General features: G+C 62.2%; 23 protein-coding genes and 3 pseudogenes. 8 read left to right on the top strand and 18 right to left on the bottom strand.

Translation table 11 applies throughout. The features are described 5' to 3' along the window. Positions 1-6 precede the first annotated feature (6 nt). The 7 genes and pseudogenes from ACFQDL_RS11120 (at position 7) to ACFQDL_RS11090 (ending at position 7,665) form a co-directional block, all read left to right on the top strand. On the top strand, positions 7-621 hold the full coding sequence (locus ACFQDL_RS11120) for an efflux RND transporter periplasmic adaptor subunit (protein WP_379909080.1): 615 nt from the start codon (positions 7-9) through the stop codon (positions 619-621). Between the two features lie 97 nt (positions 622-718). Beyond that, positions 719-3,846, top strand: a pseudogene (locus ACFQDL_RS11115) (efflux RND transporter permease subunit). Positions 3,847-3,954: 108 nt separating this feature from the next. Continuing rightward, a complete protein-coding gene (locus ACFQDL_RS11110) occupies positions 3,955-4,362 on the top strand; it encodes an MASE1 domain-containing protein (protein ID WP_379909079.1) in 408 nt (135 codons plus the stop codon). 14 nt (positions 4,363-4,376) lie between these two features. Further along, the gene (locus ACFQDL_RS11105) at positions 4,377-5,342 is read left to right on the top strand and encodes a CHASE domain-containing protein (RefSeq protein ID WP_379909078.1); all 966 of its coding nucleotides are present in this window, start codon (positions 4,377-4,379) and stop codon (positions 5,340-5,342) included. Continuing rightward, complete coding sequence (locus ACFQDL_RS11100) at positions 5,249-6,586, top strand: PAS domain-containing protein (protein ID WP_379913019.1); 1,338 nt, start codon at positions 5,249-5,251, stop codon at positions 6,584-6,586. Before ACFQDL_RS11105 ends, ACFQDL_RS11100 begins: the two co-directional genes overlap by 94 nt. Further along, a pseudogene (locus ACFQDL_RS11095) lies at positions 6,469-6,762 on the top strand (diguanylate cyclase domain-containing protein); the annotation flags it as partial. The gene ACFQDL_RS11100 and the pseudogene ACFQDL_RS11095, both read left to right, overlap by 118 nt. Before the next feature lie 6 nt (positions 6,763-6,768). After that, a complete protein-coding gene (locus tag ACFQDL_RS11090) occupies positions 6,769-7,665 on the top strand; it encodes a putative bifunctional diguanylate cyclase/phosphodiesterase (RefSeq protein WP_379913017.1) in 897 nt (298 codons plus the stop codon). Positions 7,666-7,686: 21 nt separating this feature from the next. On the opposite strand, the gene ACFQDL_RS11085 is transcribed toward ACFQDL_RS11090, so the two are convergent. The 9 genes and pseudogenes from ACFQDL_RS11085 to ACFQDL_RS11045 all read right to left on the bottom strand — a co-directional run bounded on the left by ACFQDL_RS11085 (position 7,687) and on the right by ACFQDL_RS11045 (position 14,137). Then, complete coding sequence (locus tag ACFQDL_RS11085) at positions 7,687-8,427, bottom strand: hypothetical protein (RefSeq protein ID WP_379909077.1); 741 nt, start codon at positions 8,425-8,427, stop codon at positions 7,687-7,689. Further along, positions 8,424-9,151, bottom strand: a pseudogene (locus tag ACFQDL_RS11080) (tyrosine-protein phosphatase). Before ACFQDL_RS11080 ends, ACFQDL_RS11085 begins: the two are co-directional and overlap by 4 nt. Beyond that, entirely contained in the window at positions 9,148-10,890 is a 1,743-nt protein-coding gene (locus ACFQDL_RS11075) for a GumC family protein (RefSeq protein ID WP_379909076.1), read from the bottom strand. The pseudogene ACFQDL_RS11080 and the gene ACFQDL_RS11075 overlap by 4 nt, the downstream one beginning before the upstream one ends. Then, positions 10,875-11,414 carry a Wzz/FepE/Etk N-terminal domain-containing protein gene (locus ACFQDL_RS11070; protein WP_379909075.1) on the bottom strand — a complete coding sequence of 180 codons (540 nt, stop codon included), beginning with the start codon at positions 11,412-11,414 and terminating at the stop codon, positions 10,875-10,877. The genes ACFQDL_RS11075 and ACFQDL_RS11070 overlap by 16 nt, the downstream gene beginning before the upstream one ends. A gap of 2 nt (positions 11,415-11,416) precedes the next feature. Then, a complete protein-coding gene (locus ACFQDL_RS11065; RefSeq protein ID WP_379909074.1) occupies positions 11,417-11,953 on the bottom strand; it encodes a polysaccharide biosynthesis/export family protein in 537 nt (178 codons plus the stop codon). A 77-nt stretch (positions 11,954-12,030) separates the two neighbouring features. Then, complete coding sequence (locus ACFQDL_RS11060) at positions 12,031-12,891, bottom strand: outer membrane beta-barrel protein (protein WP_379909073.1); 861 nt, start codon at positions 12,889-12,891, stop codon at positions 12,031-12,033. After that, positions 12,815-13,186: a hypothetical protein gene (locus ACFQDL_RS11055; protein ID WP_379909072.1), complete on the bottom strand. Its 372-nt coding sequence runs from the start codon at positions 13,184-13,186 to the stop codon at positions 12,815-12,817. The genes ACFQDL_RS11060 and ACFQDL_RS11055 overlap by 77 nt, the downstream gene beginning before the upstream one ends. A 113-nt stretch (positions 13,187-13,299) precedes the next feature. Next, complete coding sequence (locus ACFQDL_RS11050) at positions 13,300-13,512, bottom strand: hypothetical protein (protein WP_379909071.1); 213 nt, start codon at positions 13,510-13,512, stop codon at positions 13,300-13,302. A gap of 187 nt (positions 13,513-13,699) precedes the next feature. Continuing rightward, positions 13,700-14,137 (bottom strand): hypothetical protein, encoded by a 438-nt coding sequence (locus tag ACFQDL_RS11045; RefSeq protein ID WP_379909070.1) that lies wholly within the window; start codon positions 14,135-14,137, stop codon positions 13,700-13,702. 207 nt (positions 14,138-14,344) lie between these two features. Here ACFQDL_RS11045 and ACFQDL_RS11040 point away from each other — a divergent pair, with 207 nt between their 5' ends. Beyond that, on the top strand, positions 14,345-15,712 hold the full coding sequence (locus ACFQDL_RS11040; protein ID WP_379909069.1) for an O-antigen ligase family protein: 1,368 nt from the start codon (positions 14,345-14,347) through the stop codon (positions 15,710-15,712). Between the two features lie 7 nt (positions 15,713-15,719). Here ACFQDL_RS11040 and ACFQDL_RS11035 read toward each other — a convergent pair whose 3' ends face one another. From ACFQDL_RS11035 to ACFQDL_RS10995, 9 genes are all read right to left on the bottom strand, one after another. Then, entirely contained in the window at positions 15,720-16,877 is a 1,158-nt protein-coding gene (locus tag ACFQDL_RS11035) for a right-handed parallel beta-helix repeat-containing protein (protein ID WP_379909068.1), read from the bottom strand. A gap of 95 nt (positions 16,878-16,972) precedes the next feature. Further along, positions 16,973-17,275 (bottom strand): VanZ family protein, encoded by a 303-nt coding sequence (locus tag ACFQDL_RS11030; protein WP_379909067.1) that lies wholly within the window; start codon positions 17,273-17,275, stop codon positions 16,973-16,975. Positions 17,276-17,336: 61 nt separating this feature from the next. Next, entirely contained in the window at positions 17,337-18,374 is a 1,038-nt protein-coding gene (galE, locus tag ACFQDL_RS11025; protein WP_379909066.1) for a UDP-glucose 4-epimerase GalE, read from the bottom strand. A 47-nt stretch (positions 18,375-18,421) separates the two neighbouring features. Further along, on the bottom strand, positions 18,422-19,723 hold the full coding sequence (locus ACFQDL_RS11020) for an oligosaccharide flippase family protein (protein WP_379909065.1): 1,302 nt from the start codon (positions 19,721-19,723) through the stop codon (positions 18,422-18,424). Between the two features lie 82 nt (positions 19,724-19,805). Beyond that, the gene (locus ACFQDL_RS11015; protein WP_379909064.1) at positions 19,806-20,495 is read right to left on the bottom strand and encodes a WecB/TagA/CpsF family glycosyltransferase; all 690 of its coding nucleotides are present in this window, start codon (positions 20,493-20,495) and stop codon (positions 19,806-19,808) included. Continuing rightward, positions 20,477-20,902 carry a hypothetical protein gene (locus tag ACFQDL_RS11010; RefSeq protein ID WP_379909063.1) on the bottom strand — a complete coding sequence of 142 codons (426 nt, stop codon included), beginning with the start codon at positions 20,900-20,902 and terminating at the stop codon, positions 20,477-20,479. Before ACFQDL_RS11010 ends, ACFQDL_RS11015 begins: the two co-directional genes overlap by 19 nt. Beyond that, positions 20,890-21,657 carry a hypothetical protein gene (locus ACFQDL_RS11005; protein WP_379909062.1) on the bottom strand — a complete coding sequence of 256 codons (768 nt, stop codon included), beginning with the start codon at positions 21,655-21,657 and terminating at the stop codon, positions 20,890-20,892. Before ACFQDL_RS11005 ends, ACFQDL_RS11010 begins: the two co-directional genes overlap by 13 nt. Continuing rightward, positions 21,654-22,832 (bottom strand): glycosyltransferase, encoded by a 1,179-nt coding sequence (locus tag ACFQDL_RS11000; protein WP_379909061.1) that lies wholly within the window; start codon positions 22,830-22,832, stop codon positions 21,654-21,656. Before ACFQDL_RS11000 ends, ACFQDL_RS11005 begins: the two co-directional genes overlap by 4 nt. Further along, complete coding sequence (locus tag ACFQDL_RS10995) at positions 22,813-23,547, bottom strand: putative capsular polysaccharide synthesis family protein (protein WP_379909060.1); 735 nt, start codon at positions 23,545-23,547, stop codon at positions 22,813-22,815. The genes ACFQDL_RS11000 and ACFQDL_RS10995 overlap by 20 nt, the downstream gene beginning before the upstream one ends. Positions 23,548-23,555 lie beyond the last annotated feature (8 nt).

Below are 23,555 nucleotides of genomic sequence, written 5' to 3'. Positions count from 1 at the left end.
GCCGCTGTGCAGTCGGCCGAGGCGAGCCTGCGCCAGGCCGAGCTGAACCTGGAGCGCACGCGCATCCGTGCGCCCTACGCCGGCCGGGTGCTGTCGAAACAGGTCGATGTCGGCCAGGTGGTCGGCAGCGGCACGGTGCTCGGCGAGATATATGCCATCGATTACGTCGAGATCCGGCTGCCGCTGAAGAATCGCGACCTGGGCTTTATCGAGCTGCCGGAGGCCTATCGCTTCGATGCCGGCGCTCCCGCCGAGCTGCCCCGGGTCACCCTGAACTCGTCGCTGGTCGAGGAGCAGCAGTGGCAGGGCCATGTGGTGCGCACCGAGGGGGCGATCGACACCAGCAGCCAGCAGCTGCACGTCGTCGCGACCATCGACGATCCCTACGGCCTCAAGGCCCGGGGCCGCCAGCCGCTGAAGATCAACCAGTACGTCACCGCCGAGATCGAGGGCCGCCGGCTGGCGTCGGCGCTGATCATTCCCAACCGCGTTTTGTACCAGGGCAGCTTCGTTTACCTGGTCAGGAGGGTGTGCTGCGTCGCCAGGAGATCGAAGTCCTGTGGCAAAACAGCGAAGAGGCGCTGGTCGGCGCCGGACTCGAGGCCGGCGACGAGCTGGTGATGACCCCGCTCGGTCAGGTCGGGAGCGGTACCCGGGTGCAGGTGATGAATACGACGCCTGAAGACGACGACCGGGTGGCATCGGAGGGCCAGAGTCAATGATCGCCTGGTTTGCGCGCAACCATGTCGCCGCCAACCTGCTGATGATCAGCATTCTGTTCGGCGGCATGATGTCGCTGTCGACCCGGATTCCGCTCGAGGTCTTCCCGTCGTTCGAGGCCGATGTGGTTCGCGTGTCGATGTCGCTGCGCGGCTCCACCCCCGAGGATGTCGAGCAGGGCCTGACGATCCGCATTGAAGAGGCGGTCCAGGACCTCGAGGGTATCGAGCAGATCAGCAGCCGCTCTGAGGAGGGGCAGTCCCGGGTCGATATCGAGATCGACGAGGATTATGACCCCCGAGAGCTGCTGGCCGACATCAAGAGCCGGGTCGACGGCATCAATACCTTCCCGGCGGAGGCCGACAGGCCGGTGATCAGCCGGCGACGCGCCGGCGCGAGGTGCTGACGGTCACTGTCTCCGGCCCCTATTCCGAGCGCGAGATCCGCGAATATGCCGAACGGGTGCGCGACGATCTGTCGCGCCTCGACGCCGTCACCCAGGTCGATCTGGTGGCCGTACGGGAGTACGAGATTGCCATCGAGCCGTCTCAGGACCGGCTGCGGGAGTTCGGCCTGACGCTGGCCGATATCGGCGATGCCATCGAAAGCGGTTCCATCGACCTCTCGGCCGGCAACCTGCGCACCGATGGCGGCGATATCCTGATCCGCTCCAAGGGGCAGGCGTACCGGCGTAACGAATTCGAACGGCTGGTGGTGAAGACCAACGACGACGGCAGCATTATCCGTCTCGGTGATATCGCCCGGGTCGAGGACGGCTTCGACGAAGTGCCACAGCGGACCCGCTTCAACGGAGAGCCGGCGGCGCTGGTCGAGGTCTACCGGGTCGGCAACCAGAGTGCCATCGAAGTGGCCGGGGCGGTGCGCGACTATATCGACCGTCAGCAGTCGAACCTGCCGGTCGGCATGACCCTGAGCTACTGGGATGACGACTCCGAGGTGGTGAAGAAGCGTCTCAACACCCTGCTGTCGAACGCCCTCCAGGGCGGTATTCTGGTACTGGCTCTGCTGACGCTGTTTCTGCGCCCGTCGATCGCCTTCTGGGTCTTCGCCGGTATCCCGATCAGCTTTATGGGCGCTTTCATGCTGCTGCCGGTGTTCGGCGTTACCCTCAATATCATGAGCCTGTTCGGCTTCATCCTGGTGCTCGGCATCGTCGTCGATGATGCCATCGTCACCGGCGAGAACGTCTACAGCCACATGCGGCGCGCCGAAAGCGGCCTGCATGCGGCGATCCGCGGCACCGAGGAGGTGGCGATCCCGGTCACGTTCGGTGTGCTGACGACGGTCGCCGCCTTCATGCCGCTGGCCTTTATCGAGGGCGCCCGCGGCGTTTTCTTCGCCCAGATCCCGGCGGTGGTGATTCCGGTATTGCTGTTCTCGCTGATCGAGTCCAAGTTCGTGCTGCCGGCCCATCTCAAGCATATCCGGCTGCGCCAGCACAACAGCGGACAGTCGCGTCTGGAGCGCTGGCAGCAGGGCTTCGCCGATGGCTTCGAGCGCGCGGTGCTGCGCTATTACCGGCCGCTGCTGAAAACCTGCCTGCGCAACCGCTACACCACCCTGGCGCTTTTCGCCGGCATCCTGGTGCTGATCCTGAGCATGATCCTCAGTGGCTGGACCCGGTTCGTCTTCTTCCCGCGCATCCAGAGCGAAACGGCGCGGGCATCGCTGACAATGCCGGTCGGCACGGCCTTCGAGGTCACAGACCGCTACGTTGTGCGCATGGTCGATGCGGCGCGCCAGTTAAAGGAGAAGTATCGCGACGAACAGAGCGGCGAAAGCGTCATCCTGAACATCCTTTCGACCACGGGCTCGGGTGGCGCCGCCCATACCGGGGCCGTACGCTTCGAGATCCAGTCGCCGGAGCAGCGCAACATCGATATCACCAGTTCCGAGCTGGTGCGCGAGTGGCGCGAACGGGTTGGCCTGGTGCCGGGGGCCGAGTCCCTCACCTACCGGGCCGAATTCGGCCGTGCCAGCAGCCCGGTCGATGTCCAGCTCAGCGGCCTCGATCTCGGGCGTCTCGAGGAGGCAGCCGCGAAGGTGCAGGAGCGGCTCGCCACCTATCCCACCCTTTACGATATCGAGGATACGCTGTCCGACGGCAAGCAGGAGATCCAGCTCGAGCTGACCGAACAGGGCAACGCACTGGGACTGAGCCGGGCCCAGTTGATTACCCAGGTGCGCCAGGCCTTCTTCGGTATCGAGGTACAGCGCATCCAGCGTGGTCGCGACGATGTGCGGGTCATGGTGCGCCTGCCGCCTCGGGAGCGCCAGGCGGTGTCGGATCTGCAGGAGATGCTGATCCGGCTGCCCGACGGCCGTGCCGTTCCGCTGGCCCACCTGGCGACCCTGAAGCCGGGTCAGAGTCCGTCGGCGATCTACCGCATCGACCGTTTCCGAACCGTCAATATCACCGCCGACCTCAACAAGGAAGCGACCAACATGACGGTGCTGGCCCAGGATCTGACGGCCTTCCTCGACGACCTGATGCTGCAGTATCCCGGTATCGCCTACAGCCTCGAGGGCGAGGCCCGGGAGCAGCAGGAGTCCTTCGGCTCGCTGCAGCTGGGGCTCGGCTTCGTGCTGTTCGTCATCTACAGCCTGCTGGCGATCCCGTTCCGCTCCTATCTGCAGCCGCTGATCGTGATGTCGGTGATTCCGTTCGGTGCCATCGGCGCGGTCATCGGCCACTGGATCATGGGCATGGACCTGACCATCATGAGCATGATGGGACTGATGGCGCTGATCGGCGTGGTGGTCAACGACAGTCTGGTACTGGTGGATTTCATCAACAAGCGCCGCCAGTCCGGCAATGGCGGCGAGCATGGTCTGGTCCGTGCGGTGCTGGCAGCGGGCACCGCACGTTTCCGGCCGGTGCTGCTGACCTCGCTGACCACTTTCATCGGCCTGATGCCGCTGCTGTTCGAGAAGTCGACCCAGGCCCAGTTCCTGATACCGATGGCGGTGTCCCTCGGTTTCGGCATTCTCTTCGCGACGGTGATCACGCTGCTGATGGTGCCGGTGAACTACCTGGTGCTGGAGGATCTGCGTCGGCTGCGTCGCCGCCGGGAGAGGCCGCCGGAGGTTGTGCCGCATACTTGATATCCATCAAGGTATTGCAACCAAAGTCGTAGTAGGCTGCGATGCCCTGGAGCGCTCAAAAAGTGTACTGTTGATCGACCTCTATCTGACTGCCGAACCGGAGCCTGGATGCCATCCGTTCGAAACCTGATGCCCGGACTCGGCACCTGCCTCGCCTATCTGATCACCGGTGCCCTGGGGCTGACGATCGCGATCAAGCCCAGCTTCGCCAGCCTGCTATGGCTGCCGGCGGGCATCGCACTGGGCATGACGCTGCAGTACGGCAGACGGGCGCTGTACGGCGTTTTCCTCGGCTCCTGCCTGTTGCATGTCTATATCGCCATGCAGCAATCGCCGGACTGGCAACAGGCGCTCCACGTACCCCTGCTGATCGGCCTGGGAGCGGCACTTCAGGCGCAGGTCGGTGCCTGGCTGGTGAGGCGCCTGATCGGCCATCCACTGAAGCTGCACGAGCCGGGACAGGTCATACGTTTTCTGCTGCTGACGGGCCCCTGGCCAGTGTCGTCAACGGCCTGATCGGCCCGCTGACGATGCTGGCCGCCGGGCGGATCGACGCCTCGCAGCTGGGAGGCACCCTCTTTACCTGGTGGCTGGGCGACACCCTGGGCGTCATCCTGGTGCTGCCGCTGATGCTGGTGCTTTTCAAGCCGCTGCGCGAAAGCTGGATGCCGCCGATCCGGCGGGTTGCCGTTCCCCTGCTGGTCATCTCTCTCGTTGCCCTCGCCGCCTTTCGCGCCATCAGCCATAACGAGCAGCAGCATCAGCAGAGCACGTTCGTCCAGTTCGCCGAAGTGCAACGGCGTTCGCTGCAGGCTTCGCTGGACTCCGCTGTCGATGCCCTGCATGCGCTGCGCGGCTTCGTGCAGACGACGCCGCAGATCACGCCGTCGACTTTCGAGCGCTTCACCCGGGAGCTGCTCGGCTTCAATCCCGGGCTGCAGGGGCTGTCCTGGAACCCGGTGGTCGGGCTGGAAGAGCGGGCCGGTTTCGAGCAGCGGATGCAGCAGCTCCACGGCAGTCCCTTTATGCTGACCGAACGGGGCCCGACGGGCGGCCTGGTGCGGGCGGCCGAGCGCCCCCGTTACGTCGTCGCCGCCTTCGTCGAACCGGCGCAGCAGAACCGTGCCGCGCTGGGTTTCGATGTGCTTTCGATCCCGTCGCGGGAAAGCGCGTTGCGGCAGGCCCTGGATTCGGGGCGGCCGGTGCCCACGACGGCACTGCGGCTGGTGACGGAGACCGACGGCCAGGCCAGCGTGCTCGTTTTCCTGCCGGTCTTCGCGGACGGGCCCGCGGATGGGTCTGCGCCCGACTGGCAGCAGCTCAGGGGTTCGCGACCCTCGCGCTGCGGTTGGGGGATCTGGCACAGCAGAGTATCGGTCAGGCGATTCCCGCCAAGACGGCCGTGGCCCTGCTGGACCCTGAAGCTCCGGGGAAGCGGCGGCTGTTGTTCAGCGGCGGCGACGGCTTCGCCCCCGCTGAGCTGGAGCAGGCAGTAGCAGGCAATGACCTGCCGATCCTGGTGCGTTCCGAAGTCCGGCTGGGCGAACGTGCCTGGGAGCTGGTGCAGTATGCCCGCAACGACTTCATCGAAACGCCCTGGGCGCTGTTCTATCTGCTCAGCGGCGGTTTCCTGCTGTCCGGAGTCTACTGCTGGCTGATCCTGGTGCTGGCCGGCCAGCGCAATCATGTGCAGCTGCAGGTGGCGGAGCAGACGCGTCAGCTGGCGATCAGCAACTCCCTGCTGGCCGAGGCCAAGCGCATTGCCGGCCTGAGCCATTGGGTCTGGTATCCGCGGGAACAGCGACATCACTGGTCCGTACCTTTCTGCAAGCTGATTGGCGACGACGAGCTGGGCGCCCGGGCCTCGGTCGAAGCCTTCGTCGCCCGGCTGCTGCCCCATTGTCAGGAAGAAGTGGCGGCCAGGATCGGTTTCTGGGTCCATGGCCGGGGCGCTTCGTCCCAGCCACTGGTATGCGAACTGGAGCCGGTGGCCGGTCACCGCCGTCATATCGAGCTTCAGAGCGACTGGATACAGAATGACCAGGGCGAGGCGGAGTACCTGTCGATCGTGGCTCAGGACATTACCGAACGCTGGCAGGGGCAGGAACAGCTGCGCCTGGCGGCGGCTACGTTCGAAGGCCAGGATGCCATCCTGATTACCGACGTGCATGGCGATATTCGCCGCGTCAATGGCGCTTTCGAGCGGTTGCTGGGCTACCCCCAGAGCCTGGTGCAGGGCCGCAATCCGAGAATATTCCGCACCGGGCGCCACGATCACGATTTCTATCGGCGGCTCTGGCAGCGGGTAGCCGAACGTGGTTACTGGCAGGGCGAGATCTGGAATCTGCACCGTGACGGCAGCGAACGCCTGTTGCGTGCCAGCATCACGGCGGTCAAGGGGGCGTCCGGCTCAACCAGTCATTATGTCGCCAGCTACAGCGATATCACCGATCAGCGCACGGCCGAGGAGCAGATCCGTCGGCTGGCCTACTACGACTCTCTGACCGGACTGCCGAACCGGGACCTTTTTCACGAAAATCTGCGCCAGCAGATCGCCCAGGGCGTCGCGGCGGCCACTTCGGCGCCCTGCTGTTCATCGATCTCGACAACTTCAAGAGCCTCAACGATACCCTCGGCCACAGTGTCGGCGACGAGCTGCTGCGTGACGTCACCGGCCGGCTGCGGGACGGGCTGCGGGAGCAGGACATCATCGGCCGTTTTGGCGGCGACGAGTTCCTGATCCTGCTGCCCTGTGACTGCGACAGTGCCGAACAGGCGCAGGCGATGGGCAGCGCGGTGGCGGCCAAGGTGATCGCGCTGCTGCAGCCGCCATTCCAGTTCGGCAGTTACAGCCACCGGGTATCGGCCAGCGTCGGGATGACGCTGGTACCCCAGGACGACAACACGCCGGAAACCCTGATCATGCAGGCCGATACCGCGATGTACCATGCCAAGGGCATGGGCAAGGGGCGCTTCAGTCACTACCAGGCCGATATGCAGGCGGAGCTGGTGAAGCAGGTGAAGCTCGATCAGGAGCTGCGCCAGGCGCTGCAGCAACGGGAGCTGGAGCTGCATTATCAGCCCCAGTTCGACCAGCAGCGCAGTCTGGTCGGGGCCGAAGCACTGGTGCGCTGGCGCCACCCGGAGCGGGGCCTTCTGCTGCCCGGGGCATTCCTGAGGGTGGCGGAAGAGGCCGGCCTGATGGGCGAGATCGGTGAATGGGTACTGGACGAGGCGATCGCCCAGCTGAGCCGCTGGGACCACGACGGCCTCTGCCTGCCGCGGCTGTCGATCAACATCTGTCCCAGCCAGCTGAGCGATGACGGCTTTATCGACCGGCTCGATGCAAGACTCGCCGGATCCGGCCTCCTGCCTCAGCAAATCTGCATCGAGTTGACCGAGCAGGTGCTGCTGCCCCAGGCCAGTCATGTACACCAGCGGGTCGAGACGCTGCGCGATCGCGGTTATGCGATCTCGATCGACGATTTCGGCACCGGCTATTCGTCACTGAACTACCTGAAAAAGTTGCCGGTCGCCGAACTGAAGATCGCCCGGGAGTTCGTCAAGGACATACCGGAAGGGCGGCAGGACTCGCTGCTGGTGAAGACCATTCTGAATATGGCGCGTAACCTCGGTGTCGATGTGATCGCCGAGGGCGTCGAGCGGATCGAGCAGTACGAATACCTGTGCCAGCTGGGCTGCCCGCGCTTCCAGGGCTATTACCTGGCGCGACCGATGCCCGCCGCCGAGTTCGCGCGGCAACTGAGGTTCGCCTATGCCGTCGAGACGGAATCGGATTTCGTCATCGAGGAGCTCTGACTCAAGCCTCCGGCAGTACACCTACCAGGTATTGCCCGGCCAGGGCGGACCTTCGGTGTCCGCTTCCGACAGGCAGACCCCTCGCTGGCGGAGCAGATCTGCCGGCAGTGAATCGCATAGCAGCCGCGTCTGGTCGATCTGATCGCTGAGGCCGAACAGTTGCACCGCCTGATAATCGTCATGGGCGACGGTGCGCGCCGCCGATGTCAGCACCTGTGCACGCTGAGCTTCGTCCAATTGCGGCCAGGCGATCAGGCCGACGGTGGCAAGCCCGCGATTGATACGCAGTCGCCAGGGGCCGTTCTCGAAGCCGAGCTGCAGGGCGCGGTCGAACTCTTCGTCAAACGCCAGCAGCCGCAGCTTGACGAAGGCGATCTGTACCCAGGTATCGGGCCAGTCCGGACGCACCGCGACCGCCTGGCGATAGGCCGCCAGCGCCTGCTCCCGCGAGTCCTGGGCTTCAGGGGCGCCGAAGTCCAGGTCCTGTTGGCGCCACTCGTAGACCCTGCCCAACCGGTCGTAGTAGTCGCCGTTGTCGCCGGGGTAGAAGGCAATCGCGCGCCGGGCGGCGGCTTCGGCAACACCCCAGGCGGTCTCCGTCGGCACCTCGCCCAGTTCCCGCCAGTCGTCGAGAAAGCTCTGGGCCTGGTGGGCGGCGATGCCGGCAATCAGCAACCGGCCGCCCAGCACCGCCAGCGCCAGGGCGCACAGCAGGCCGATGCCGAGCCCGAGACGGCGCGCAGATATCGAGGGTGCAGTCATCGGTCGAAATGGCCCAGTGCGATTTTCCAGGGATTGAGGGTTACCAACTCCGCGGCACGCTGGGCGCCAACCAGCACCTCGGCGGCGTCGACGGCGTCGCGTAGCCGGGGCGGGCGTCGGTCGCTATTGTGGGCGTCGGTCGCCAGCACGGTCACCCGTCCCTGGCGCAGAAGCCCGGTGGCGACATCACGGGCGCCGTCGCCGAAGTGACCGGTCACCGAGGAGGCGGTGACCTGCAGCAGGCAGCCTTGTTCGAGAAAGGGCCTGAGCCGGGATGGTTGCCGCATCACGGCCTTGTTGCGCTCCGGGTGGGCGATCATCGGCAGGATCTTGCGGTCCTTCAGCCACTGGGTCAGGCGCTCGGCACCGAACGGGATCTCGTTGTGGGGAAACTCCAGTAGCATCACCTTGTTCCCCTCCCACTCGCCGAGAAAGGGCACCTGGCCGTCGGCGACGGCGGCCATCAGCTCGAGGCCGAAGCGTACCTCGGCCGCGGCCGCCGCCTGCAGCGGGATTCCGGCCGCGGTCAGCGCCTCGTTGAAACGCCCTAGCGCCGTGGCGATGGTCCCAAGGGTATTGTCGTAGCGCCCCGGATGAATATGGGGGTGCAGACCATGTGCGTAATACCTTCCTCGACCGCCAGGCGAGCGAGTTCCAGCGAGGCCACGACGTCGGTGGCGCCGTCATCGATGCCCGGCAGCAGGTGGTTGTGCAGGTCGATCATGCTGTGCCTCCCTTGGTGGCCTCATCGCTGCCGTAGCCGTAGTAGTCGTAGTAAAGGCCGTCGCTGTAGCCGTTCTTCTTCGCCTTGTCGACGTCAACCTGGTTCAGCACCACGCCGGACAGCGGCGCCCGGTTGTGCAGCAGTCGGCCGATGCCGTTGCGGACCTGCGGGATCGGCGTGGCGTCGGCCTTGATCACGTAGATCACCGAGCTGGCGAGCGTCGACAGCATCAGGGCATCGCTGACCGCCTGGGTCGGCGGCGAGTCGATGAGGATGCGGTCATAGCGCTTGCCGAGTTCCTCCAGCGTGCTGGCGAAGGCGTTCGACGACAGCAGTTCCAGCGGGTTCGGCGGTACGGTGCCGGCACTGATCAGGTCGAAGCCGTCCAGTGGCCTGATGCAGTCGTCGAGCTGGGCGTTGCCGGCGATCAGGTTGGCGAGGCCGGGCGTGCCGACCGGCAGTTCGAAGTTCTTGGCCGAAGTCGGGCGGCGCATATCGGCGTCGATCAGCAGGATCTTCTCCAGCTGGCCGAGGGAGGCCGCCAGGTTGGCGGCGACCGAGCTCTTGCCCTCGCCGGGGATTGACGAGGTGACCAGAAGTACCTTCTGCGCCTTGTTGAGGCCCGACAGCACGACCCCGGTGCGCAGCGAGCGGATCGACTCCAGGAAGGCGCGATCGGTTTCGCGGCCCTGGTTGAACGACTGGGCGACGTCCTTCTGCAGCCGGTCCTTGAGCAGCGGCAGAGTGCCGAGCACCGGCAGGTTAAGCTGCTCCTCGACGTCCTCGGTACTCTTGAAGGTATTGTTGAGCATGTCCAGTACCAGCGCGAGGCAGGCGCCGACCGCGAGGGCCAGCAGGCCGGCCAGCACGACGATCAGTTTCCGGTTCGGCGCAATCGGCTCGTCGGGACGTACGGCCCGGTCGACGATGCGGGCGTTGGCGGACTGCAGGTCGGCGGTGGCGGAGGTCTCCTTCAGGCGGTTCAGGAAGGTGTTGTACAGCGACTGGTTGCTGTCGACCTCGCGCTGCAGCTCACGCAGCTTGAACTCCTTGCGGGTGATGTCCTGGATCTGATCCTTGTTGAGCTCGAACGACGATTGCAGCGCCTCTTCGTTGGCGACCGCGAGCTGGTAGGACCGCTCGATGCCGGCGACCACCTGTTCCACCTGCGTCTGCAGGTTGGCGGTGGCGGTATTCAGCTCGGAACGTGCGGCGATCATGCTCGGATGCTTCGGGCCGTAGCGGTTGGCCAGCTCCTGAACCCTGGACAGGGCCCGGGCTTCCTGCGCCTTGAACTGCTGCACCAGCGGGTCGCTCAATACCGCCGGTGCCGTTGCCAGCCGTTTCCAGCCGCCGTCCTTGAGCTCGGAAACCTGGCGGTACTGGCTTTCCGCCACGGCGCGGTCGCGGCGGCTGTCGACCAGGCGGTCGCTGGTGTGGGACAGTTCGCCGGCGGTGACGGCGGTGGCGCCGCCCTTGAGGTCGACCAGGTTCTCCTGGTCGCGGAAGTCCTGCAGTCGCTGTTCGGATTCCTCGAGCTTGGACTTGAGCTCCGCCAAGCGCTGGTTCATCCAACTGGTGGCGGTGCTGGTCATTTCCACCTGGGCTTCGAGCTGGCTGTCGATGTAGGCGCGCGCCAGGGCGTTGGCGGCCCGGGCGGCGGTCGGTGCATCGGCCATATCGATCTGAACCTTGACCAGCTGGGTCTTGGGTACCGGCGTGATCAGGGTGTGCGCCATGAAGCGGACGACGGCGGCGTTGAAGGCCTCGAGCGCGACCTGCTCCGGATCCTCGACGGCGACATCGTCCGGTGTCGTGAACGGCAGCCAGTTATTGAAGTCGAGCAGGGCGCCGAGATCGAAGAGGAGGACGACTGCTGGCGCGGGTCGAATTCCGGATGGCTGTCCAGCTCCAGCTCGTGGACCACCCGCTCGGCCAGTTCGCGGGACTTCAGCAGCTCGAATTGCGTCTGCAGGTACTCGCTGCTGCTGCCGTCGAGACCGTAGACCTGCTGGATCGACAGCACCTGGGCGGTCTGCTCTTCGATCATCAGCGTCGAGGCGGCGCGGTAGATCGGGGTAATCGCCAGGGCCACCAGAGCGGCGAGCATCATCACCACCAGTGTCAGGGTGGCGATACTCCATTTGCGACGCCAGATCGGCTGCCAGAGACGCAGCAGATCGATTTCGTCATCCCGGCTACGTTCAGGTTCCCGGAGCCGTTCGGGTAACGAGGACGGTTGCGTAATCAGTTGGGTATCCATAATCAGAAGAAGCTCTGTTCAATAGTGATGATGTCGCCGGGCATGATCGGGGTGTCGAGCACGGCCTCCTGAGGTATGTCGTTACCGTCCCGGATAAGGCCGAACTTGCTTTTGGAGGCGCGCTCCGTGAAGCCACCGGCCACGGCGACCGCCTTGCGCAGCGTCAGTCCGGGCTTGAAGGGGTAACCGCCGGGACTCTTGACCTCACCGTTGACGAAGAACTCGCGGTACTCGAGGATCCGTACCGAGACCCGCGGATTGACCAGGTAGTCGCCTTTGAGCCCGCCGACGAGCAGCTGCTCCAGCTCGGCGGCCGTTTTCCCCGTGGCGGCTATTTCGCCGAGAAACGGATAGGAGAACTTGCCGGCGTCGTTGAGGCGCACCTTTTCCAGGTTCAGGTCGCCTTCGCCGAAGACATTGATGCTGATGACATCGCCGGAGCCGAGCCTGTACTGGTCGTTCTCGGCCGCCCAGGTGGTGGCGCTCAGCAGAAACAGGCCGGCCAATAGCCAGATGCCCGACAGGTAACGCGCAATCATGTGGTTCTCCTAAACTCGCGATTATCGGAAAAGGGTACGGGGCCTGAGCCCCGTTTTATTCAAAAAAACACTTTTTATCAAAGGCTTACGTTCAGGCCGGCCGAGTAGAGGTTGCGCTCGAAGTTTTCCCGGTCGACGTTCGAGTCGCGCTCCCGGTAGCGGTAGCCCAGTTCCAGCGACACCCAGCGGCGCAGGTCCCAGGTCAGGCCGATGCGGTAGCTGTTCATGTCGTCCTGGCGGTTGGCCGCGTTTTCGTAATCCTTTTTCGTCCTGGCATAGGCCAGGCCCGTCGAGAAGAAGGCGTTCCATCGGTGGTTCCAGGCGAGGCCCGTTGTGCGGGTCTCGACGAACTGTTCTTCGATGCTGCCCTCGTCGATGCCCTGGCGTGCGGTCAGCCGGAAGGTGGAGTAGGAACGCGGCTGCCAGGTCAGATCGGCGCGCCAGGCGGTGAGGCCAGGGTCGTTTTTGTCGGGATCGTCGAAATCCTTTTCCTCGTGTCCGATCCTGAAGCTGCCGGTGGTCTTGGCGGTGGCGTCGAAGGCCAGACCGGCGAAATAGGAGTGATTGACGCTGTCGAGGTCCGGGTTGGTACCGCCGGATGACGGGAAACCGAGGTAGTCGAACTCGGTCGCACCGACTTCGAACAGTGCCCGGGTCTTGGGTGCGAGACGGTAATAGGCCGTGGCGCTCAGCGCGCGGCTGTTGTGGTCCTTGTCCCGGTTCAGGGTGCCGCTGTTGTCGAAGCGCTTGCGTTCCTGGTCGACCGCCAGTTCGAGTTGCATCGTCGCGGATTCGATGCCGAAACCATAGACGGCGCCGACGCTGCTGCTGTGGTACCTGTCGTTTTCGCCCAACAGGGTGCTATCGGCGACCTGTTCGACGCGGTCGTAGCCGGCGTTCAGGTCGAGACGGTGGCGGCTGCTGAATTCGGTGCGCATCGGCGTCCAGGTGATGATCCGTATTGTCGTCGCGGTGGCTGGAGTGGAAGATGTCGGACTCCAGCCCATAGCGCAGACTGTAGATGTTCAGCCGGTCCTGCGCCGCGAGTTCCAGCGTCGGCTCGACGGTGGTGACCCAGCTGGACTCGGCGTCCTCTGCGACAGCTTCTCGGACGTTGTCGTCATAGGTTTCGGTCAGGCGTAGCGTCGGCGTGAACGTCATTTCACCCAGCCGGATATCGGCCGGCTCGCCGGCCAGGGCCACTGTGGGCAGGATGACTAGGGCGGCCAGCAATGTCGGCTGCCGGAGCATAACGGGCGTCGGAATCATGTTTGCGGACATCTTTCGGATCGGAACGTCAGGCCAAGAGCCGGGCCGGCGAATGCCGGCCCGGCGGTCAGCATCGCTTAGTGCGGGCTGGCGGAAGGCGGCGTGCCGCCAACGCCCCAACCGGTACCGTTTTCGCGGCCTTGACCCTTACCCGTACCTTCGCCAGGAGTGGTGTCGGGAATGTTGGCCGCCATTACGGCTTTGTCGGCCGGGGCCGCCGAGGCGACTGTGGTGGTCAGGGTCGACGCCAGGGCGCCCGCCACGACCAGAGCAGTCAATGCTTTACGCATAGGTGCTTCCTCCAGTTTCTGGGAGTGAAATAACCGGCCAGGCGGAATGCCTGCCGGCACGATAAGCACTTTTCGTCTGTGGAACCGGTAATCCAGACTACAGCCAGTAAGCCTGGAAAACCGGTTTTCACCCAAAAAGCACGTATATCTTGCCAAATGACGCCATCGTTTAAAACGGTTATAAGTCTCATTGTGCGTTGCGCAACCAATTCGATAAAAACGGAAATGGTTGCCAGGCGATGTCATATGTTTTGGCCGCTATTCTATAATTAACACCACTGCAAATGAGTGTCGGCTTAACGATCCGTTCAAGTTTCTCCCGCCGCAGGCGCAGGCCCTGATTCGTGAATGGCCGCAGGGCTTGCACAGGCGACTTCATCCTGCGGCTGCTCGGACTTGGAGTCATCAAAAAGCAACAGTTGCCGGCATTTTTGAAGATTTTTGCTGTTTTTGTTGTTTTTTGGTAGATGCCGCCCGATTTCGCTATGATCCTTGCCAAATGCGGCGGTGGCGCCTGATCAGGCGCGGATAACTCAAAAAATGTCGATCTATTTGTATGCCGATCGCGACAGGTGCGCGGTGTGATATTGGATGAATTACCTATTATAATGTGGTCGTCGATCAAGGGTATTTTGCAATTTGATCGTAATCGAACTCGGTATTACGATATTGCTGCGGCGCACCAGTGTGACACTATATTTAATTTAAGGTGTATCTTCTTGGCAACGGTTTTTCGATTAACGTGCTATTCATTGGCACCTGCGCAGTATCCACTTCCTGTTTGGTCGATATCCAATATCCTCAAGCCTGATCAAGTTCGCCGGACGCCGTTATGACCCAATCCCGTACCCTGCCCGAATCCCTGCTCGTTGCCGCCACCCTGGCGCTGCTGTTCTGGTTGCCGCTCCCGCTTGGCAGCGACCGCGACTGGTCCGCGGGCCTGCTGGTCTGCGTGACCGGGCTGCTGACCGGCGCCTGGTGTCTGATGTCGATGCGCGCCGGCAATACCGACCTGCGTGCGATGAAAGCGGCTTGGCCGCTGGCGCTGCTGTTGCTGGCGGTTCAGCTGTGGGTCGCGCTGCAACTGTTGCTCGGTCTCAGTCGCGATGCCGGTGCCAGTGTACGGTACCTTGTGCTCGGTTGCGCCTATACGATGCTGTTCATCCTGGTCCTGGGACTCTTCAACAGCCGCCGTCGTCTCACGCTGCTGCTCAGCGTGCTGGTCGTCAGCGGTACCCTGCAGGCCTTCTACGGCACCCTGATGACGCTGTCGGGCATCGAGTGGCTGTTGATCGAGCGAAAAGACGCCTATCTCGGCAACGCCACCGGAACCTTTGTCAACCGCAACCACCTGGCCGGCTACCTCGAGCTGACACTGGCGTGCGGTATCGGCCTGCTGCTGGCGCTTCGCGACAGCCGGCCCTTCCGCTGGCGTTACGTCCTCGAGCTGCTTGAAGGGCCGAAAACCCGGCTGCGGCTGGCGCTGGTGATCATGGTCATCGCGCTGGTGATGACGCACTCCCGCATGGGCAACGCCGCCTTTTTCGCCAGTTTGCTGGTGGTTGGCGGCCTCTTCACTCTGCTCAACCGGGAGCACCGCCTCCGCAACGGCCTGATCCTGGCCAGCCTGGTCCTGATTGACGTGTTGGTGATCAGCCAGTACTTCGGCCTCGAGAAGCTCAAGGACCGGCTCGTCGAGACGCAACTTGAAGACCAGATCGTCGATGGCGAGGTAGTCAGCCAGGCCAACGAGCTGCGCGACGAGGTTTACCACTACGCGCTGCCGCTACTGAAGCAGCGGCCGCTGACCGGCAGCGGCGCCGGCAGCTTCGAGGCGGCCTTCCAGCGCTACCCGGGCGAGGATATCCGCTGGCACTTCGACCATGCCCACAACGACTACCTGCAGTTTGCCATCGAGTACGGTGCCATCGGCCTGCTGCCGCTGGCACTGTTCGTGCTGCTTGCGCTGTACCAGGCATTCCGGGCGCTATGGCGCCGCGAGTCCTGGTACCGCAGCGGCGTCGGGTTCGGTGCGGCGATGGGTATCCTGGCGCTGCTGATCCACTCCGTGACCGACTTCAACCTGCAGATACCGGCCAACGCCGCGACCTTCGTGGTGCTGTGCGCGGTTGCGGTGCTGGCGAACCATCATCGCAACCCCGACCGCCGGCGCCGGTCGGCGGAGGCGCCGGCGCCCTAGGCCCGCCTTACAATCCCGAGCTCAGCGTTACATCGCCGTCCAGCAGGCGCTTGGTAGCGACGTTTTCGACGGCGTTTCCAGTCGAGGTCAGTATCAACTTACGCTTGCCGGGCGCCGCAAAGTACAGTCCGGTTCCGCTCGGCGTCCCCGCGCCCCGGATCGCGTTGCCGGTCACCACGGCCATGGCGGTGCCGGCGTTTACGGTCAGCGCCAGGTAGCGGTTACCGGAGCCCTCCCGCTGCGCGCCGTGGACGTTGAAGATACGGTTACGCGCGATGGTCGAGGCCACGCTGCCCTGGAGGGTCCCGTAGATCCCGTACCAGACACCCTTGCTGTCCTTTTCGCCAAAGCCCTCGATGTAGTTGTCGGTGATCGACGTCCCGAACAGTCGCTTGGCGTAGATCGCGTTCTGCGACACGCCGTAGATGTGGTTGCGTACCACGTACCAGCCGGCCGCATTGCCCAGGTGAATGCCGTCCATGCCGGTGCCCGCGATCCAGTTGTCGCTCAGGATCCAGTCGGTCACCCGGTTCTGGGAGTCTTCCACGAAAATACCGTGCCGGCCCGAGCGCTCGATGAAGGAGTTGCTGATCCGGCCGTTGACCTGGCTCGTGTCGAGTCCCGTGCCGTCGGCGCTGCGGTTGGTCAGGCGCAGGCCGTCGCCGCCCATGTCCTTGATGTGCATGTCCTCGACGATACTCAGCCAGGCACGCAGGACCAGCCCCGTCGTCTCGCTCTGGGTGTTGTGCCGGCGGTTGCCGTCGAGCTGCAGGTGGCTGACCGATACCGGCTGGCCCGTCCAGGGCTTGTTGTCGCGAAAGCCCGAGGTCACGACCAGCGCATCCAGGTTTGCGCCGTCCGCCTGCTGCAGGACCGTCCCGGCCCGGCTTTCACCGCGGTAAGAGCGGTTGCCGAGCAGGCGGATTGTCTCGTTGATCAGGAAGCGCCCGCGAAACAGGACCTCCGAGCCTTCGGGACTCGCCGCGATGGCGGCATTGATCCGGGTCGCGTCCTCCAGGCTGTTCGTGCCCTCGATGACAATCTGAGAAGCCCGTGCCGGGGCTTCGGCCTGGCCGGCGACTGTGTTCCCGGTCGCCGCTTCGGCGCAGCCGGCAAATGAAATGACCGCGGTCGCCATAAGCAGGGCTGACACCATCTTTCGCATCTTTTCCGTACTCCTTGCTATGCCTCCCGGGCGGTGCGGGAGGCGGTTCGTAGCGATTGACCGGCCCGGCTCCCCAGTCGGATGGCGTGCCCTGTTCAGCGAAGCGCCGGCGGCCGCCGGCGCCACAACCACCAGAATCCGGCGGCGAGCAGCACGCCCGTCAGGTTGGCCAGCGCATCCGCGAGGCTGAAGGTGCGAACCGGCTGCAGCCAGTGCTGCGCCAGTTCCGCAATGGGCCCCAGGACCAGGAACAGACTCCAGAAGGCTGCCGCGGGCAGGCGCGCGAGCGCCGCCCGCCCCGTCAGGGTGAGGGCGGCGAACGCCATCAGGTGCAGCGCCTTGTCGGATTGCTGGAACAGGTCGGGCGGTGGAGCGGTTCGGAACAGGCCGTATAGCATCACGCCGATGCAGGTGGCGAACAGGCCCCCAGGCAGTGCTGGCCGGTGGCGGATAGTGTCTTCAACTGCAGTAACCGTCGGGATTCGTCGACTGCCAGCGCCAGGTGTCGACCATCATTTCCTCGAGGCTGCGCTCGGCCCGCCAGTTCAGCTCCTCGGCCGCTTTCGAAGGGTCCGCCCAGAACGCGGCGAGGTCGCCGGCGCGTCGCGGCGCAAAGCGGTACGGCACCGGACGGCCGCAAGCCTTTTCGAAGGCGGCGACCATCTCCAGCACCGAGCAGGCGTTGCCGGTGCCCAGGTTGTATGCTCTGACGCCGGGAAAGGTCAGGGCGTCCAGTGCGCGAAGGTGCCCTATCGCGAGGTCGACGACGTGCAGGTAGTCGCGCTGGCAGGTGCCGTCGGGCGTGTCGTAGTCGTCGCCGAAGATCGACAGCTCAGTGCGGCGGCCTATGGCCACCTGCGCGATGAAAGGCATCAGGTTGTTCGGGATCCCCTGCGGGTCCTCGCCGATGAGGCCGGAGGGGTGGGCGCCGATCGGGTTGAAATAGCGCAGCAGCGCCACCGACCAGCGACTGTCGGCTACGCACAGGTCGGTCAGGACCTGTTCGACCATCGACTTGCTGCTGCCGTAGGGGTTGGAGGTCCTGCCGCGCGGTAGCGTCTCCAGGTAGGGCACTGGAGCGTCCTCCCCGTACACGGTGGCCGAGGAGCTGAACACCAGCCGGAACACCTCCGCGGCCTGCATGGCCTGGCACAGCGTGACAGTGCCGGCGACGTTGTTCTCGTAATAGGCCAGCGGTTGAGCCACGCTCTCGCCCACCGCCTTGAGGCCGGCGAAGTGCACCACGCCATCGATGCGATGGGCGGCAAAAAGCCGGTCCAGCGTCGCGCGATCCCGGATATCGCCCTCGACCGTCGTCAACCGTGCCGGCGTCCCCGTCTCGTCGGCGACGATCCGGGCCACCCGTTCCAGGGCGACCGGCGAGCTGTTGCAGTAATTGTCGAGCACCACGACCGAGTGACCCGAGGCCAACAGTTGCACCACCGTGTGTGAGCCGATGTAGCCGGCGCCGCCGGTGACCAGAATGGTTCCTTTCAAGGATAACGTCCTCATTATGTCCTATAACGGTGCGATCGGCCGGCTGTCTATCGCCGCCAGATCGCCAGTGTATTGAAACCGAGGCGTTTGCGTACCCAGTACACCGCCATCAGGTTCTGCGCGGCAACCGCAACCGCCGTCGCTACCGCAGCGCCCGTCGCGCCATAGACGGGTATCACCAGGAAGCTTAGAAGCACACTGCACGGGGCCACCAGCAGCAGGTTGTTGCGCAGGTCCTTTTCGTGTCCGGTCATCGACAGCAGAAAGCCGACGGAGCCGGTGGCGACATTGATGAATTGCCCGATTGCCAGGATCTGCAACAAATGGGCCCCCTCCACGAATTCGTTGCCGAACAGCCACATCAGCCGGTCGGGAAGCAGCAGCATGACCGCGACCATCGGCGTGGCCGCCAGCAGCATCAGACGTACCGAGGTCAGCGCGACCCGGCGCATTGCGTCTATGTCGCCTTTCTTATGCATCGCTGCAAAGCGTGGCGCGACCACCAGGTTCACCGCCGTCAGCACGAAGCTGGTCAGCATGGCGGTGCGTTGCGCTACGGCGAGCTGGGCAAGCTGCTCGGGGCTCACGTAGGCGCCGGCGATGAACTGCCCCGCCCACTGAATTGCCTGGCCCAGCACCAGTACGATCCAGAGCGGTAGCGCTGGTTCCAGCAGCTGGCGCCAGCTCACGGGATCGTGGATCCGGCCCTGGTGCCGGGTGGCGCGGGCCCAGAGATGGAGCCCGGCCACCAGCGTGAGCGCGGCCGACGCGCTGTAGGTCCAGGCCGCCTGGCTGGCGTCGGCCAGCGCGAACAGCAGCAGCCCGGCCACTAGAAACAGGCTGCAGAGGATGTTGAGCGTCGCGACCGAAGCGATGACCCGGCGCAGCCCCTGGAGGCTCATGGCCACCAGGGTGAAGAGCGCCAGCCCCGCCAGCCCGGGGGCGATGGCCCGCAGTACCGGCGCCAGTGCCGGCTTGTCGAAAACCCATTCCGCCAGCGGGCCCGCAAGGCACGCCAGCAACGCCGCGACGCTCGCCGAAACAACGCCGGCAAGCAGCAGGCAGCGGCCCAGGACCAGGCGGACGGTACGCATATCCCTGTCCGGTGCGGCGGCCCCGGTGTAGCGCAGCACGACATTGTCCAGACCCAGGCGGCTGACGGCCGCCAGGAAGGTGACGATCGAAAACGCCAGCAGGAAATAACCCGCCTCGCCCGCGCCCAGGGTGCGGGCAATGACGAGGCTCATCAGGAATCCGGCGCCGGCGCCGAGTACCCGCACCGTCAAGGCCAGCAGCGTATCCAGGGCCAGTGCGCGGCCACCGCCAGCTCTGTCGACCAACGCATTCATTTGGTTATCAACGTCCTAATAGAGTCTGCAAATCGGGGTCCGCGGCCGCATGGCCGGACTTCCGGGGTCGCCTGCGGAAAACTCATGGTTCCTGAGCACCGGGCTTTCTGAACAGGGCCCGGAGCTTTTCCTGAATGAAAATGCTCATGCCGGCCGGATAAATCAGCAGGTACCTTTTCCAAAGCCTTCGGGGTTCCTTGTACAGTCTATACGCCCACCTGAGGTTCAGCTTGTCGATCAAGGCGGGGTAGTAGTCCGCCCCCGAGGTCGAGCAGAACTGATCGAAGTAACCGCCGCAGGTGAAGCCCGTGCCGTGCCAGCCTCGGGATTTAAGGCGAAGCAGCAGCGCTTCCTGGTTCGGCGTACCCATGCCGCACACCACGATATCGCACCCGAACAGGTCCTCGACCGCTTTGGCGTACTGATCGGCATCCAGGTAGCCCGAATACGCAAAAGGTATGTGAATGCCCGGGTACTTTTTCTCGATCAACGTCCTGGCTTTGCAGATGGTCTCCTCGGTGGAGCCGATGATGCCGACGCTCAGGGAACGCCTGACAGCATTCGAAAAGACCACCGGCGCGAGGGATGTATCATCGAAGCTGTACCTTTTCCGCTTCACGGAGCTGCCGTCAAAGATCGATTCCAGGACGCATAGCGATACGCCATCGTACAGCACCTGGAATTCCTTGAGCTCTTTATAATCCCTCGTTATAAAGTAAGAAAATGGGTTTAAAAAGGTCGTGATCTTTCCTTCTAGCTGTTCCCATTGCATGACTTTATGTTACCTATATGTGTTCCAACAAGTACGAAATAGAGAAATGACAGCGCCTGTGCCGCATCGAGATCTTCAAGAGAAAAGAAAATGGAAAGCGCACAGAGAGCCGCCGTGGTGTTGCTCATTGCCTGGCTTTTGGGCTTTAGTACGATGGAAAAATAAGATTTCCAAAACTTCAGGTTGAAATAAATCAGGCAGAGCATACCAATTACGCCCGTTTTCAAAAAAGCACCCAGGTAGGTGGAGTGCGAGCCCAAGGGAATGAAAAAGTAATCCCTCGGCTTTACGGCGATCCCGTATATGGGGTTTGACTCCATGGTCAACCTGAACGTTTCGGCGTACATGTTGAAGCGGATGGATGAGCTGCCGCCTCGAAGTTCGTTTATCTTGTCTATAGTCGCCAAAATTTCCGGCAGACAAAGGCCGATGGCAACGGGTGCGAAAAAAGCAAAAACTTGCGGTAGTTCCTTGGAAGGTCCAGGTACAGCCTCAATACGGCATAGAGTACGACGACGAAAACCGATATCCTGGAGAACGTGGAGGCCGCACAAATAAAGGCGACGACGAACAGGAAGAAGAACTCCCTGGACCTGGAACTGATGTTGTTGGTGGCGATGGCCAGCAGAATGATGGCCATGGCACCGGTCGCAGTGGAGTACGGCGAGAATATCGAGTTCCGATAGTTGACCGACGCGTCGAACCAGTCGCTGGTGAATACCTTTAGCATAACAGTGTCTTTGATCAACGGCGGTAGGCTGTCCGTCGATATAGCCATCGATACCAAAGACTTTAAGACGATTTCACTGTTCGTGAAAAAGCACAGTAGAGCAGCAGCCAGTATGCTGAAAAGCAGTACTTTGGCTTGCTTTTCTATCTGGTTGTAATAAACAAAGTAGCTGGAGGCAACCATTATGCCGGAGACCCAAAGGCTCAGGTTGTATATCGACGCGACGAATCGATCAACGGGGCTTTGGTAAAAGTTGGCCGCCAGTGAAAAAACGTATACAGCCACGAATACGAGCAGAGGGAGCAGAAGCTTCGGTATCTTAGTTTTCTCGCTCTTGGACGAAAATAGAAAAACAGATACCGCGTGATACGCCAGCGATGCAACGCCCGCAAACCAAAATACCGGGATGGAATATAAGATCTTTGCTCTCATTGCGCGTACACTTCTAGCATGGTATCGACAGCATGCTGTGCCTCGAATTTTTTCAGATCTTTCGTCAGCTTGTCCACCGCAGGCTTGTATTTCTTCGATTCAAAAACGGCACGGCGTATTTTTTCCGGTCTGGAGAAGTCGTCCGCCTCCAGCATGTAGCCTGAACTTCTATCTGTTTCCGTGAATATTTCAGGAAGCGCGCCCTGGTTGCTGTAAACGACAAAGCAACCGGAGGCGATCGACTCGAGCGCCGTCAGGCCGAAAAACTCATCCCAGCAGGAGGGGATGAAAGAGACGGACGAGCTCTCGAGGTGTGCGATTACCTCAGTGTGCTCGAGTTTACCGGTAAACTTTATCCTGGTATCGGACCCGTATTTTTCTTTCAATTCATCCTGCAGGGAGCCGGTACCGATCACGTAGAGCTCGAAATCGCTCGCTTCGACCTGGCTTATGCCCCGCAGCAGGTTATCGATACCCTTTATTTTTTCGAGTCGGCCAATAAAACAAAACTTGTTCTCAATCTTTTCTACCTGTTTTATTTCCTTGTCGAAGAAATTATGGACCGTCTTGACTTTGTCCTTCGATGCGTAGCTGGATATTTTGTCATTGACGAAGTTGGACGGCGTAACCACTTTGTCTAGGCAGTACTCGAATGGCTTTCTGAAAAGGTAGTAATAGATACCCTGACAGGCACCTCCGATCCGCTTGGCGTTGAAGGAGAAGAACTCGTAGTCATGGCATGTATAAAAGATCTTCGCGCCCTTGGGTGCCGCCAGTCTGGCGGCCATGAATACCAGCGGGGATACCGACCTTATTTTATGAAAGTGGATCACCGTTGGAGACCTATCTTTGATCTGCCGGTACAGGCTGAACGCCGCCTTGATATTCAGAAGGTCGGTCAGCTGCAAGACGGCTTTCTCGGCAGCATTTTTATTGTCGCCCTTGCGGAGGAGGTTCCTGACGGAACGGCTCATGCTGATCGGCGTGACGTCTATCCCTCGGCTCTCCAGCGCCTCCGATATCTCGGGGTTTTCTACGGAAGCGGTGGAAAAGAAAACTTTTATATCCTTGTCAGCGAGCAGCATGGCGGAGTCGATAGCGACCTTCTCCGCGCCGCCGGCACTGCTGAGTCTTGACGAGAATATGAATACTGAATCAGGTGTAGAATTTTTCATAGAACCGGTGACTCTGAAGTGAATTCTTGTACCGCTCCATGTCGAAGTTTTTCTTGAATTCCTTGTAGAGAAGTCCGTACCACTTGTTATCGGCGATATTGCTATCCTGGATATCGATTTTGCGACCGGAAAACGTTTCGATGATGGAGATGTTTTCTTTGATTCTCTTGGAGTCAATAATCAATATATGAAACTTGCCCTGCCTGATTTCCATATATCCCTGTTCTTTATTGTAGGGGGTCGCGTAGATATCGACGCCCGTAAACCTGCGGAACTCAGTGTCGAACCAGTCCAGGGCGTACTTGTGATCGAACGCATCCTGAAAAACCTTCTCGAGAAACCGGGAGTCGTCGAAACGATTGTCGTGGTTTCCCAGGTCGCAATAGTGATATATCCAGTGAGCAAGGTCCTGGAAGAACATGGATACATTTCGGGCGGCCGGCTCCCGAATCGGGGTGATGATCTTGATTTCATCCCTTTGCATGACTGCCGCCCGCTTGATGGAGTCTCCAATGAAACCCACGGCCTTTTTGAGGCCGCGTCGACGCTGATCGAGATGCACATGGCATGGGGAATTGCCGTACATCATATGAGTATGGATACTATTGGGTATCGATTTCTCTAAAGAGCTGGAACCGACCTTGCCCATCTGGTAAATGATAATGTTGTCGGGATTGCTGTATGTATCCCATACCGATTTTAATCTGGTTAACATCCATAAAT

Origin of the sequence: Marinobacterium aestuariivivens, from assembly GCF_042661465.1 — a bacterium.
In the GTDB taxonomy this organism is placed as follows: domain Bacteria; phylum Pseudomonadota; class Gammaproteobacteria; order Pseudomonadales; family Balneatricaceae; genus Marinobacterium_A; species Marinobacterium_A aestuariivivens.
Note: the sequence above shows the minus strand (reverse complement) of the source record. Positions and strands in the feature narration are given on the sequence as shown.